16 protein-coding genes and 3 pseudogenes are annotated in these 12286 nt (G+C 40.9%); 10 read left to right on the top strand and 9 right to left on the bottom strand.

Translation table 11 applies throughout. The features are described from left to right. The 3 genes from K6984_RS28570 to K6984_RS28560 all read left to right on the top strand — a co-directional run. On the top strand, positions 1-1072 hold a 1072-nt coding region (locus K6984_RS28570), incomplete at its 5' end, for a DUF1566 domain-containing protein (protein ID WP_221898412.1). 273 nt (positions 1073-1345) lie between these two features. Then, the gene (locus K6984_RS28565; RefSeq protein WP_221898411.1) at positions 1346-1549 is read left to right on the top strand and encodes a hypothetical protein; all 204 of its coding nucleotides are present in this window, start codon (positions 1346-1348) and stop codon (positions 1547-1549) included. Between the two features lie 433 nt (positions 1550-1982). Then, on the top strand, positions 1983-2687 hold the full coding sequence (locus K6984_RS28560; protein WP_221898410.1) for an Lcl C-terminal domain-containing protein: 705 nt from the start codon (positions 1983-1985) through the stop codon (positions 2685-2687). A gap of 254 nt (positions 2688-2941) precedes the next feature. Here K6984_RS28560 and K6984_RS28555 read toward each other — a convergent pair whose 3' ends face one another. After that, positions 2942-3151 carry a hypothetical protein gene (locus tag K6984_RS28555; protein WP_221898409.1) on the bottom strand — a complete coding sequence of 70 codons (210 nt, stop codon included), beginning with the start codon at positions 3149-3151 and terminating at the stop codon, positions 2942-2944. An 89-nt stretch (positions 3152-3240) separates the two neighbouring features. On the opposite strand from K6984_RS28555, the pseudogene K6984_RS28545 reads away from it, so the two are divergent. After that, positions 3241-3630 (top strand): annotated as a pseudogene (locus K6984_RS28545) (IS6 family transposase); the annotation flags it as partial. Between the two features lie 11 nt (positions 3631-3641). On the opposite strand, the gene K6984_RS28540 reads toward K6984_RS28545, so the two are convergent. Next, complete coding sequence (locus K6984_RS28540) at positions 3642-4124, bottom strand: DDE-type integrase/transposase/recombinase (RefSeq protein WP_221898407.1); 483 nt, start codon at positions 4122-4124, stop codon at positions 3642-3644. 272 nt (positions 4125-4396) lie between these two features. Here K6984_RS28540 and K6984_RS28535 point away from each other — a divergent pair, with 272 nt between their 5' ends. Beyond that, positions 4397-4648 (top strand): type II toxin-antitoxin system Phd/YefM family antitoxin, encoded by a 252-nt coding sequence (locus K6984_RS28535; RefSeq protein WP_221898406.1) that lies wholly within the window; start codon positions 4397-4399, stop codon positions 4646-4648. Continuing rightward, complete coding sequence (locus tag K6984_RS28530; RefSeq protein ID WP_221898413.1) at positions 4638-4922, top strand: type II toxin-antitoxin system RelE family toxin; 285 nt, start codon at positions 4638-4640, stop codon at positions 4920-4922. Before K6984_RS28535 ends, K6984_RS28530 begins: the two co-directional genes overlap by 11 nt. Positions 4923-5154: 232 nt before the next feature. Here the strand turns inward: K6984_RS28530 and K6984_RS28525 are convergent, their stop codons facing one another. Then, positions 5155-5430 (bottom strand): hypothetical protein, encoded by a 276-nt coding sequence (locus tag K6984_RS28525; protein ID WP_221898405.1) that lies wholly within the window; start codon positions 5428-5430, stop codon positions 5155-5157. A 37-nt stretch (positions 5431-5467) separates the two neighbouring features. Next, on the bottom strand, positions 5468-6724 hold the full coding sequence (locus tag K6984_RS28520) for a transposase (RefSeq protein WP_221898404.1): 1257 nt from the start codon (positions 6722-6724) through the stop codon (positions 5468-5470). Between the two features lie 389 nt (positions 6725-7113). Here K6984_RS28520 and K6984_RS35375 point away from each other — a divergent pair, with 389 nt between their 5' ends. The 3 genes and pseudogenes from K6984_RS35375 to K6984_RS36815 form a co-directional block, all read left to right on the top strand. Next, positions 7114-7242: a hypothetical protein gene (locus tag K6984_RS35375; RefSeq protein WP_263458596.1), complete on the top strand. Its 129-nt coding sequence runs from the start codon at positions 7114-7116 to the stop codon at positions 7240-7242. Between the two features lie 27 nt (positions 7243-7269). After that, positions 7270-7416 (top strand): hypothetical protein, encoded by a 147-nt coding sequence (locus tag K6984_RS28515; protein WP_221898403.1) that lies wholly within the window; start codon positions 7270-7272, stop codon positions 7414-7416. Then, positions 7395-7484 (top strand): annotated as a pseudogene (locus tag K6984_RS36815) (IS6 family transposase); the annotation flags it as partial. The gene K6984_RS28515 and the pseudogene K6984_RS36815, both read left to right, overlap by 22 nt. 37 nt (positions 7485-7521) lie before the next feature. Here K6984_RS36815 and K6984_RS28510 read toward each other — a convergent pair. Both K6984_RS28510 and K6984_RS28505 read right to left on the bottom strand, forming a co-directional pair. After that, entirely contained in the window at positions 7522-7830 is a 309-nt protein-coding gene (locus K6984_RS28510; protein ID WP_221898402.1) for a hypothetical protein, read from the bottom strand. Continuing rightward, entirely contained in the window at positions 7805-8494 is a 690-nt protein-coding gene (locus K6984_RS28505) for a transposase (protein WP_221898401.1), read from the bottom strand. The genes K6984_RS28510 and K6984_RS28505 overlap by 26 nt, the downstream gene beginning before the upstream one ends. Before the next feature lie 259 nt (positions 8495-8753). Between K6984_RS28505 and K6984_RS28500 the strand changes: the two genes are divergently transcribed. Continuing rightward, entirely contained in the window at positions 8754-9242 is a 489-nt protein-coding gene (locus K6984_RS28500; protein WP_221898400.1) for a hypothetical protein, read from the top strand. A 241-nt stretch (positions 9243-9483) separates the two neighbouring features. On the opposite strand, the pseudogene K6984_RS28495 reads toward K6984_RS28500, so the two are convergent. From K6984_RS28495 to K6984_RS28485, 3 genes and pseudogenes are all read right to left on the bottom strand, one after another. After that, positions 9484-9903: pseudogene (locus tag K6984_RS28495) on the bottom strand (IS6 family transposase); the annotation flags it as partial. 252 nt (positions 9904-10155) lie between these two features. Continuing rightward, positions 10156-10275: a DUF2325 domain-containing protein gene (locus tag K6984_RS36810; RefSeq protein WP_221898399.1), complete on the bottom strand. Its 120-nt coding sequence runs from the start codon at positions 10273-10275 to the stop codon at positions 10156-10158. Next, positions 10256-11365 carry a hypothetical protein gene (locus tag K6984_RS28485; protein ID WP_221898398.1) on the bottom strand — a complete coding sequence of 370 codons (1110 nt, stop codon included), beginning with the start codon at positions 11363-11365 and terminating at the stop codon, positions 10256-10258. The genes K6984_RS36810 and K6984_RS28485 overlap by 20 nt, the downstream gene beginning before the upstream one ends. Positions 11366-12286 lie beyond the last annotated feature (921 nt).

Raw genomic sequence — 12286 nt, 5'->3', positions numbered from 1 at the left:
TGAGAGTGTGGGCGCAGAGGGGTTGCCTTATCAAGTAGGGGATGTTGGCCCGAGCGGGGGTGTGGTAATATCCGTGTACAAAAATCAAGGGGTAGAAATAGCGCCAGAGGATCTAGTAAAACTAGGAAGATCAGGGGAAGTTTCTAAGCTAACTTTAACTGAGGCTGTTGAAGGGTTAAAAAATTGGGGTTTGGGGGGACAGATGGACTGGAGAATCCCTACTATTACAGAGCTTAAGCAAGTTCACTCTATGCGCAATCTTGTACCAATGTCTAATGATTGGTATTGGAGTAGTACTTCTGATATTAAGCAAAACCATTTTGGGTCCCCGGATTATCTTGTTCATTCTTTTAAAAGACGAGGGGGTGGTAACGACTCTCTTATCAACAGGCTAGTAAAAGTAGCTAAGCCGGATGAAGCCCTTTACGGGATTAGGCCTGTCAGATCTTTTACGGACTGGAAAGTAAAAGGTGTTTGTGGCGTTATGGATCCCATGACTAATGAAGAAAAAAAGAAATATGCGCAATCCTTAACAATTGATGAAAGAGAGGTGTTACAGAATTCCAGGTGTTTTATTAAGTACGAAGTGGGTCAATCGGGTCCCGCTTCAGGTTGGGTTGTTGCTTCTTATGATAATGGACGCCATGGATATGAAGTAACTGCCGGAGATTACACCGGTGTTTGGGGCTGTTATGGCGTAAGTATGCAGGGTAAAGCTTATGGAAGAGCTTTAGGGGCTGGTAAGCAGAATACTCTAGATATGATCAATAATGGTTGCGGGGGTATCGCGAGTCTAGTAAATAGTTTAGACGTAAATGGGTATAAAGATTGGTGGATTCCTTCTCATAGTGCAATGGATACCCTATGGCACAACAGAGAGGTTATAGGTCTGACCCGTACGGGCTATATTTGGGACTCTCTGTATTGGTCATCCACAACTAATGAAGATTACGCTAACATACCAAATGTTACTAACTTTAAAAGTAGCTATATTAAGATAATGAAAACGAGTTATCATGACTTAATGAATAGAAATTATAATCTAAAAGTTAGACCTATTCATTCCTTTTAGGGGCAATAGGGTTCTGTATAAAGGGGGTGGGTGGTTTAAATTCCACTCCTGTTTATAGGTTCTGACGAAAGTCTTATTGAAAGTAGAAACCCTTCAATAAGACATAGCACTAAACAAGCCTACATCAAGGCCGATCGGCGTAGGAAGGCGAAGTGAAGATTTACCCATGACTGTTAAAACATGGGTAAAAAAAGGTATTACTTACCCATGTAAAAAAACGTATACCCAAAACCAGCGTTTCCGGTGCATATTATTTGAAGAGATACACAAAAAATGACTGATCGTGATATAGGTATGGAAATCCTAGAAAGGATAAAAGAAATAAAAAGACATAAAAGTGGCGATGTTCAGTTAAAATCCACAACGTTAGCTAACCCTTCACCGGCCCAAATAATTCGTAAAAAATTAGAGCTTTCTCAAGCATCTTTAGTGGTCGCTCTCCATGGCTGGCAGCTGAAGAGTACGCTGCTCATTTAACTGAGGCTCAGTATGGCAGGTGTGCGAAAGCATTCTCTGTAGGTGATATTGGGCTTGCTGGAGGTGTAGTGTACCATGTATCAGAAGATGGGTTACATGGGCTAGAGACAGCACCAGATATTATTAGACGTGTAGAGTATGGCTGTTTTGAAATTTTTATTCGTGGAGCAGATGGAGAGGAAATCGGATCCGGAAGAAAGAACACAGACTCTGTACTAAGAAATAACTGTAGTCCTATGCACGCTGGAGTCACTGGCTTTAGGATAGTGGAGGAGTTGAATGTAAATGGTTTTACAGATGCTATGCCCAGGCTTACCACATGACCTCAGGTAGAGAAGCATACGCGCATAAGTCACAAAGACTAAGCCTATTACCCATTAGAAGCTTTTAGATAAGTAAGTATCATATTTTTAAATATTACCAGAGGAATATCATGAATAATTCATTATTATTAAGTATTATTTTAACCCTTTGGACAGCCCCCTCTTTAGCCTATGAGGATAGTGATGCTATTCTCATAGGCTCTGGGGACGAGCTACCTGATCCGGATTACCCTGTTTACGAGGAGTCCTGTGATGAGCAAAGATTACGAGATCCCTCAATGTCGGATGAGGAATACGCCACCTTCTTATTTTATTTCCAAGAGACAGATTGTGCCTATACGTTTAAGTTAGGTGACACTGGTTTTGGAGGAGGTACAGTATTCTATGTTACTGATGAGGGTCGTCATGGAATGGAGTACGCTCCTTTTGAGTTGGAAAAAGCAGCTTGGGGGTGTGAGGGTAGGAAGATTCAAGGTACGGAGGAAAAAGGGATTGGATTTGGCTGGCAGAATACTCAGTATTTGAGAAAAGCGGGGTGTAGCCCTATGGTAAAGCAGCTAGACAAGATCAATTACAATGGCTATACAGATTGGTTTATTGGATCAATTGATGAAATGTCTCTTTTTATAAAGTCTATTGAAGTACCTAAGTTTGAAGGCGATTTATCTTTCTACTGGTCTTCTTCACAACATGATGATCCTTACTGGAATGACTATGGAATAAACGCTTATGTAGTACATTTCTTTAGACCCTCCTACTTATATCATTCAGTAAAGGGACGTCAAGTTAAGACAGTACCATTTAGGAATTTCTAGGGATTAAGCAGGCTATAACACTATTGCCGATATTGGCAAAGAACGTCTCTACCCCTCATCCAACCGTCATTGGATAGTGCCATTTATTCAACTAAATTAACACTGGAATTAAGATACAAGACCTCTCTAAATTAACTCACATTTGTCCTTTTTTGATCATTTTCATTACCTCAACCTTCATAATAAATTATTGCGACAGACCCCCCTACTTGCGTTAAAATCATCGTTTTAATATTTCTGGAAATGGAAATGGGTCAAGTAAAGAAATCCGAAAATGTTCCAAAGTCGATGCAAGAAAAATATAAGGCGATTGTGGAACTTACTGATTGTTTTTCTGAAGAGAATCTACAGGCGCGCCATGCTACCTCACGAAATTCCGGGACTCCTGTCGCCGTAATTCGTTCACCTACGCAGCGAATAGGAGATGCTCCAGCCGCCCTGCGTCCGCCACAGACTGAGCACAAAGCAGCTCAGTCATGGCTACCACAAATGGCTCTACGGCTATTCGGGATAAAATTTTAGCCTCCCTCGCGCGCTATCGCGCACTTCGGATTGGCAAATTTCCCTGCGCCTTCTGGAGACTATCATCCCGTCCGGGGCTGACAGCGGAGGTGTTGAAGTGGATCATGCTACGCTCAATCGTTGGGTTATCCGTTATTCTCCTGCCATTGCTGTAAAAGCTAAATCTCAGAAACGAGAAACCAATAAGTCGTGGCGCATGGATGAAACGTATATCAAAGTGAAGGGGCAGTGGACCTATTTATACCGAGCTGTTGATAGTCACGGGGATACGCTTGATTTCATGCTTTCTGAACGCCGTGATGAAGAGGCTGCAACAGCCTTTTTCAAACAAACGATTAACAATAATGGATTTCCTGATAAGGTCGTTATGGATAAAAGTGGTTCTGTCGCAAGTATTGTTGGAAATGCAGGAAGCCTAGTCTTCAGGCATAACTATCCTGCTAAAGCCATAAACTGCTTATAAGCAGGAATATTCTCCTCAGACAATTGTCCCTTTCGGATCATATGTGCTGTTTCAATTCCATCAATGGTTGCTTGAGCGGAGTGAAACGCTTTAAAGCCCATCATTGGTTTTGTTATTTTTTTGATAAATCGATGATCCTGTTCGATGATGTTATTCAAATATTTAACCTGTAATATGTCGATCATAGTGGCAAACCCAGCAAGGATTAACAAGAGGTTAATATTGGCTAATCCTGCATAGTTAGCGCCACTTTTATCCATAACGACCTTATCAGGAAATCCATTATTGTTAATCGTTTGTTTGAAAAAGGCTGTTGCAGCCTCTTCATCTTCAACACCTCTTTCTTCCATAATTTCTTCAAGGTCGCAATACGAAACGCCATACCTGACATAAAAGAAAACCGCATAAAGAATGACATCTTTTGGAAAGTGAGTGCCTTTGAAGCTGAGCATGTGATCCACCTTTTATTGAAATTGAGAATTATGATAGCAGATAACGTCGGGAAGGGGGATTTATGCGACAGAACCCAATTTGGGCAACTTACTTCTTGATAACATTTCATTCGAGGAATTATGATGTAAACCTTTTACTTCTCCTAATTATTTAAGTGAAATAACAGATTTAACCCACTACCCAGATAAGTTATGCGCGACCCTTTAAAGGCCTATTAAAAGGTCTTTAAGTCTGCTAGAATAACTTAAACCTAATCTTAAAGGTATTAATCATGAGCACACATCAAATCCTTGTAGACGTTAGCGCAGGAATATCCGAGTTAAAGAAAAACCCAATGGCTGTTGTTAAGCAAGGAGATGGCTTTCCTGTAGCTATTCTGAATCGTAATGAACCTGTTTTTTATGCTGTTCCAGCAGAAGCGTATGAGGTTTTAATGGATAAATTAGAAGATATTGAGTTTGCCGAGATTGTAAAGCAACGCGCTAATGAACCAATAATAGAAGTTTCGATTGATGACTTATAAATTAGGGTTTCATCAATCAGCTAAAAAAGAATGGGACGCACTTGATCAACAAATCCAAAAGCAGTTCAAAAAGAAGCTAAACGAACGACTTGAACAACCAAGAGTTGAAAGTTCGCGATTAAATGGAATGACAGATTGCTACAAAATTAAATTGCGTAGCGTTGGTTATCGACTTGTTTATCAGGTTATTGATGAGCAATTAATAGTATCCGTAGTGGCGGTTGGCAAGCGAGAGAAAAATAAAGCTTACAAGGCTGCTATAAAACGAATCTGACATTTAGGGGTTCTGTCGCATAAATCCCCCTTCCCGACGTTACCTGCTATCATAATTCTCAATTTCAATAAAAGGTGGATCCCATGCTCAGCTTCAAAGGTACTCACTTTCCAAAATATGTCATCTTTATGCTGGTGGCTGGGCTCATAACATGGGGCTTACACCGATAAAATTACAACAACTTCAGAATACATGATTTTTACCTTTCAAATACAAAAACTTGAACATCGAGTTATAAGCCACATCCGTGTTCCCCTATAATTGAGGCCGTGAAACTAACCTCGCCACAAGAGAGCTCATAAAGCACTGTAAAGACATTCCTGTTATTATTGCGTTTTGAACTGCCCGAATGGTATACGAGCTGATACGAGATATTCTTGCCTGGAAAAATACAGGCGCGCCATGCTACCTCACGAAATTCCGGGACTCCTGTCGCCGTAATTCGTTCACCTACGCAGCGAATAGGAGATGCTCCAGCCGCCCTGCGTCCGCCACAGACTGAGCACAAAGCAGCTCAGTCATGGCTACCACAAATGGCTCTACGGCTATTCGGGATAAAATTTTAGCCTCCCTCGCGCGCTATCGCGCACTTCGGATTGGCAAATTTCCCTGCGCCTTCTGGAGACTATCAGCCCGTCCGGGGCTGACAGCGATGGATTCACAAAACGATCTCGTTTTTGGGCCTGTTGCTGCCTAATCTCCAGAGCCTCGCTATATTTTTTATCCGATGGATGAATCAATTCTGGCTGTTGTGTTTTTGAAATCTCTTCAAACACGCGCATTAAATTATAGCTCATTGCAGTCAGGCGCATTTGATTTTCAAGTGAGCGGGTATTGGAAGACCAAGCTTTAGTTTCCTTGAAATTACTTTTAGTGTTATTGAATGTCTTTTCAATCGTCCATCGCTTGAAATACAGCATGGCAATGGTTCCAGGGTTAATAGTCATTGGCAAGGTTGTCACAAACCGGTGAAGTTTTCCGGTTTCTGGATCACGGTAATCCACCACGTTAAATTTGATGCCCTTGTTTTCGTACACACTGTATGCTTCAACCCCTGTATTGATCTCATGGCGGGAGTCAAAAGGGATAGACTCAACCAGAGTCGCAATTGAATTTTCTTTTAGCATTGAAATCATGTAATTAGCATGTCGTTTCTGCCGATCCCACCAGACAAAGTCGGTGACGGCTTTATCGTAGACATAGAGATGTTTCTGAGAGCTGTTATTTCCCTTGTTTTGCTTTTCAATATGATCTCGTAACACAGGTATTTCTTGATGCCTCTGAGTTCCGTTTGTCACCAGACAAAGAAATCTGAGCAACCCACTTCTGAGATTCAACGCGTAAATCCCCCCAGCCGCATAAACTTTCCCCTTGCTGTTTTTTTCAGTATGGCAGGCATGATCAATAAAATGTCCATCCGCTGCTTCTATGGTGTATTCGTCAAGTTCCGGGAATGCTTTAAGATAATCAATGCCTTGCGACAGCAGTGTTTCAGCGTGAAGATGATAGCTCTGCTGTTCAAATGCCTCAAGCATACTTGTTCGTCTATGCGACTTCAGTGATTTAAAATACGTTGAGTGGGGAAGCAGCTGGCCATAAATCTGTTCATTGGTTTGGAGGAAATGGCGACCACTATCGACTACACTGATACAGCGTAATAACCCAAGGCGAATAAAGTCGATATCCTTCAACTCTGGGCATGAACGAGCCCACAAAGGATGACGCTCTGCTAACAGGGCACGTTCCATACTTTCATTGCAGTGTTGGTGAATATGTTCAGAGAGTGGTAGGTCTTTAAGCATGGGTGATATCCGTTTATGAGGTGATTAAAACGGAAATTTTTAGAAAAATTTTTTCGGCAATTGCAAGCTTTATTTGAAATTATTTGTTGTTTTTTTACGGTGCCTACAGAGTGTCTATTTTCTGTTATAAGTGATTAAAATCAAAAAGATGGAAATATTCGAGTGGTGCTACCTTCAGGTAGGTTATAGGCTGCTTTGTTTAGGTACTTCTTCTTTCAATGGGAACACTGATGAGCCGATCATAAGATTTAATTTCTAATAAGTACCCCCCCCAGCTCTGCTGGGGGACTCATAAAGTTTGACAATTACGGGAATCATCGTGAGTCTCCCTATTTGTGAACCGCCGAAAGTTCAAAAGATAAGGAAACAAACTCGGGGAGTCGCTATTTTTGCGAAAGCTTGTTTTGGGCATCCCAGCCCAAGCAAGCAGCAAAAACTTAACGCGACCACTTATGCCTCCGGCGGCCCCGATTCGTCCTCGTCACCTCGTCCCGACCCAACAAGGGGTCGGAACATAGGCTCCAAATGACTTGACGCCGTGTCGGATGGCCTTTTATTTTGTCTCCACCTTCGCTAACGCTCAGACTCCGACAAAACAACGGCCCTACGGCTATCGCGGACTAAAAATCATCACTTCGCTTAGGCTACGGTTCCCTGATTTTCAGCGGATGGAATTGAAACAGCACATATGATCCGGAAGGGACAATTGTCTGAGGAAAATATTCCTGCTTATAAGCAGTTTATGGCTTTAGCAGGATAGTTATGCCTGAAGACCAGGAGCTCTGCGCTTTTGATAATTATTGCGACAGAACCGTCAGGTCTGTCGCCACTAAATAGCGATAGTCGTTTTCACCGTCATATTTTAAGGCAATGACAAAGCGCTTTTTACTGTGAGAACTCACCTTTAATCGTGCACTGCTGACAGTCACTTTAATCTCTTTGCCGCCACGTACACGTATTATCTGATCAATGCCTTTGTTAATCGAATTAAAGCAGCTCTCGACTGACCTTATTCTACCTCTATATTCAATATTTTGGTTTTTACGTAATTGGCTAATCACCTGCGAGCCTCCAGATTCTTTAGCGGCTTCGTCCATAAAGCGCATCAGCCAGTACGCCTTTAATTTTAATCAGGCTATGCGCAACTTTAAACTCTTTTAATAAGCCTAATGCAATCTCTGTTTTGGTCGGGTAGGCACTGTCACGTTCAGGCTTAATAGGCCGATCTTTTTTTGCTATACCGCTCTTTTTCAACCCTTTATCTTCTTTATCCCACTGCTTTAAGGCTGGATCCGGCATATAAAAGAAAAAACCGACAGGCACTGTAATGGATGAGGTAACTAGCAGCAATAATACTATCGTTTGTCCATTAACATACCCGCCGGAGCCTTTGTGTTTCTGCTTGTAAACCTTATAAATACGTTTTGTAGACTTAGATCGTGCTCGGTCTGATTCATCAAAGGCCAACACACCTTCAGTAATGCCATAACGTTTTAAAATTAAGACCACACTCACCCGTAGCAACCAGTCCCAGGGTATACTTGCTTTACGAAACACCCAGGATAATGCGGCTACTTTGCAATCTCCAAGGCTTGCTCGCTCAAACTTAGCCCAGCAAACAGAGTTCATTAGCAGTATGCCCGTTAAACAAGTGCCCAACCAAGCGGCTTGAATACGTGTCAAAGCCGCTCCGGGTTTTAGCTGATTGAGCGCATCATTTAAATCGTCAATATAGCTTTGGATAAAGGTGGCCGGGGCATTCATTAACATGGGCGTACACCGATAAAATTACAACAACCTCAGAATACCTGATTTTACCTTCTCAATATCAAAAACTTGAACATCGAGTTATAAGCAGTTTATGGCTTTAGCAGGATAGTTATGCCTGAAGACCAGGAGCTCTGCGCTTTTGATAATTATTGCGACAGAACCAAATGAATTGCACTTGTTAGTTGAATCTAAGGAGAAAGATGAATATAATAGGTAAAGATAGACGTTTCTATATAGCATTGAATAGGGCTTCAATAAAATGATTATGAGACTAGCAAATTCACAAGTACTAATTCTTTTACTGATTTTGTCCACTGTATCTAATTCAGCTTGTGCTGGATCAGGTGCCGGAGGTCAGATTAGGATAGTTAATAAGAGTCTTTCAGAAATCACCGCTGTTTGGTCAGGTGCAGGCTGTGCAGGTATTTATGGTGGCATAGGTTTTGGTTGTCATAGTGAAATAATTCAGCCTGGAGAGTCTTATCTTTATAGGTATAACTGGGGTGTAACAACAACTTGGATAGCAGCTTCAAAGTATAATTCTGAGGGTTGTGGTACTGTTACTTATGATAAGAATCTATGTATTTATAGAGGCTGGGTTATAAGTACGGATGCTTATGAGACAGATAGAGTCACTATTTACTCTAGGCATACAGAAACACCACCAGGGAATGTTCAAGGGATTAGTCAGCAAAAGGTATCTGAAAGTGAAATCTTTTGGTACACACACCCTTCTGTTAGAGAGTGAATAGATAATGATTAAAACATGATTGACGTGGTCTAATTGATTAGTACAACTCAGTTAAGGATAATTAACTTAACTGAGGAACTAAAAATGAGAGCAAGAAAGAAAGCGCTCGGTGTTGCTCACTGCCATTACAGCGGGTAATGATTGATTTTTGGGCTGATCATGCATTCGGGAAAGTGCCTAAAAACGGTTCTGTCGCAATAATTATCAAAAGCACAGACCTCCTGGTCTTCAGGCATAACTATCCTGCTAAAGCCATAAACTGCTTATAAGCAGGAATATTTTCCTCAGACAATTGCCCATTTCGGATGATATGTGCCGTTTCAATTCCATCAATTGTTGCTTGGGCGGAGTGAAACGCTTTAAAACCCATCATCGGTTTTGTTATTTTTTTGATAAAGCGATGATCCTGTTCGATGATGTTATTCAAATATTTAACTTGTAATATGTCAATCATAGTGGCAACCCCAGCGAGGATTAACAAGAGGTTAATATTGGCTAATCGTGCATAGTTAGCGCCACTTTTATCCATAACGACCTTATCAGGAAAGCCATTATTGTTAATCGTTTGTTTGAAAAATGCGGTTGCAGCCTCTTCATCACGGTGCTCAGAAAGCATGAAATCAAGCGTATCCCCGTGACTATCAACAGCTCGGTATAAATTATAGTCTTTTCATCCTTTTCAAATGCTATTGCCTAAGGGGAATTAAGTAGGGGTTTGTTATAAACATGGCAAAACCACCTAAAATAAACCTCGATACACCAGCATTGTGTATTTCAGCTACTCAATAATTGGGAAAACTCAGTTGAAATATAAAATGGCTTTTTATGCGGGTTTTATTTCATGCGTCAGAGCTGGGTTGCAGGCGATTCGATTACGCGTTTGTTGGTTCTATGTTATGAAGTGCGCTTGCTAATGAGTAAAGCCCCGAGCTTTTGAGATACTCTGGTAAGGCTTATTCTGTTTGTTGCAAGTGCGTTTTATTTTCCAGTACGCATCATGGCTGATACAATTACTCGGAAATACAACCACATCTGCCTTGCTTAGCGAATGCTGTTTTTTCCAGCCCACCGTCGTGGTGTATAAAATTACCAGAGCTTTCTTCGACTAATTCCCGGTAATGAGGGATCAAGTTAGTCTTTCCCCCAACATACAATATGCACTTTCCGCAAAGATTTTGTTTTTGTAATGGGCATTGTGGTTGAGATTTTTCTCTTAAAGTAGACTGTAAATATTCAACCTCATTTTGATAGGTGAGCAACTGGTCATTCTTGTCAAGAATTTGCTGTTTCTGGTTAGCAACTATTGTAGATAAATTTTGCTCCTGGTTTTGATAATTTACAATTTCAGATTTCTGGTAGTTATTCTTGTGCATTAGCTTTTCTACTAAAGCATCAAGTTCCTGCCTTTCTTTTACATTTTGTAAAATTTGTAACTGGTCAAGGCTATTTCTGAGAGCGTGCACCTGGTTCTCAAGATCAGACTGCTGTTCAATGTGAGTATTGATAGTATTACTTAAGCATCTATTTTTTGTTGCCAATTTATTATGTTTTACTTTCCATGAATGTAATTCGGTTTTATGGTTTGTGCGTTCCTGCTCTAGCAGACTTAGGCGTTGAATATCTGCTCGATTAGATGCGCCAGACAAATGTGAGAGCATATGAATATCACCATAAAAAACCCTTTTCATTTCTTTGTTGCTCGCGGGGTGCGATAGCACAGCCCAAAAAGCGCCAATCATATCGCCAGAGTACAATGCTGCTTTCCAATAGCCCTTTAGTTGATCCTGTTGAAAAATTTTGGTTTCTTGCACAGCCGATTTGAACTTTTTATCCAGGTAGCTTTGCACTTTTTTACTCGGATGGTTATTTTCTGAAATAAGCGTCACAATTGTTGTGTGCAATTCGTACGCTAGAAATCCATTGGTTCCAATATGCAGTTGTCTGAGTAGTTTTTTTACTTCATCCAGTGTCAGGCATGTGCCTATGATGGCGCAATGGTAAATATGGTCTAGTTGCCATAATTTTACCTTATGTTGTTTTTTTGACTGAAGAACAGTTTGAGCTGACGGGTCAGTGCGTTCAAAAGGAAGCCGGTCCAAAAATTCTTTTTTATGATTCAATACCTTCGCCAATTAGGTTTTTAGATCTTATTTTTCTGAAATTTAATATTTTAACTCTAATTAAACCAATGGGTTAAAATTTTTAAAAACGTTATTTAAACACCTAATCACACTATCATGCATGTTTCTCTAACTAGAGAAGCAGATTACGCTCGACGAGTTAATCGTTTATCCATGCTCTAAATATCATGAGTTTTATTTTCACGTGCAATTTTTTTGGTGTTTTCTTGACCTATTTTCAGTTTCTACACGCATCGAGATGACACGTGCTTTCATAAGCGCTCAGTCATCGGTGTAATAACGACTGATATTTAAAGGCAAATAGTAACGCTTTGAGTCTATTGAAAACAAGTGGCTCCTGTACGCGTTGCCACAAAAAACATAAGCGAGTACCGTGTGTTGGTTTTATGATCAACAGCCATGTGTCGCATAGCCAGACTGTGTGAGTGCATATTTATTGTCCATTACAACAAGACCACATAGTTCATGATATAAGAGGGGCGCCATTTCGCTTACGACTCACTAGTGCTCACGCGCACCTGTTTAACTAGTGTCATGACACTTACCAATGAGATTCTCCTTGATCAGAGGTGTCTGAAAAAGGAGGTTCACTTGAACAAGACTGTTTTCTTTAGTTTGTTTAATGTAGTGTGACGAGTCACCGTATTTTTGTATTGATTTTAAGAACCCTCTAGCCGTGTGTACTCGACGCTGCTCCACTACTATTTGATAGTGCCATCGACAACGTGTTCTTTGGTTCCTCAAAGTTCACGTATGCTTTATACACAATATCCACATGAAGTGTTGTTGAGCAAGCTGTGGTCTGGCAACGATATCGCTGCACACGCACGGTCGCTATACCTGATTTCCTCAGGTTGGAATTAGTACAGTTAGGGCAGGTGATTCTTGATAATATTTCAT

Origin of the sequence: Bathymodiolus japonicus methanotrophic gill symbiont, from assembly GCF_019721995.1 — a bacterium.
Taxonomy (GTDB): Bacteria; Pseudomonadota; Gammaproteobacteria; order Methylococcales; family Methylomonadaceae; genus Methyloprofundus.
Note: the sequence above shows the minus strand (reverse complement) of the source record. Positions and strands in the feature narration are given on the sequence as shown.

Coding starts and splice junctions, on each gene's coding strand:
- K6984_RS28500 (WP_221898400.1), top strand. CDS start 8,754: ATGATTATGAGACTAGCAAATTCACAAGTACTAATTCTTTTACTGATT.
- K6984_RS28530 (WP_221898413.1), top strand. CDS start 4,638: ATGACTTATAAATTAGGGTTTCATCAATCAGCTAAAAAAGAATGGGAC.
- K6984_RS28520 (WP_221898404.1), bottom strand. CDS start 6,724: ATGCTTAAAGACCTACCACTCTCTGAACATATTCACCAACACTGCAAT.
- K6984_RS28505 (WP_221898401.1), bottom strand. CDS start 8,494: ATGTTAATGAATGCCCCGGCCACCTTTATCCAAAGCTATATTGACGAT.
- K6984_RS28560 (WP_221898410.1), top strand. CDS start 1,983: ATGAATAATTCATTATTATTAAGTATTATTTTAACCCTTTGGACAGCC.
- K6984_RS28565 (WP_221898411.1), top strand. CDS start 1,346: ATGACTGATCGTGATATAGGTATGGAAATCCTAGAAAGGATAAAAGAA.
- K6984_RS28540 (WP_221898407.1), bottom strand. CDS start 4,124: ATGCTCAGCTTCAAAGGCACTCACTTTCCAAAAGATGTCATTCTTTAT.
- K6984_RS28515 (WP_221898403.1), top strand. CDS start 7,270: ATGGCCTTTTATTTTGTCTCCACCTTCGCTAACGCTCAGACTCCGACA.
- K6984_RS28535 (WP_221898406.1), top strand. CDS start 4,397: ATGAGCACACATCAAATCCTTGTAGACGTTAGCGCAGGAATATCCGAG.
- K6984_RS28510 (WP_221898402.1), bottom strand. CDS start 7,830: ATGCGCTTTATGGACGAAGCCGCTAAAGAATCTGGAGGCTCGCAGGTG.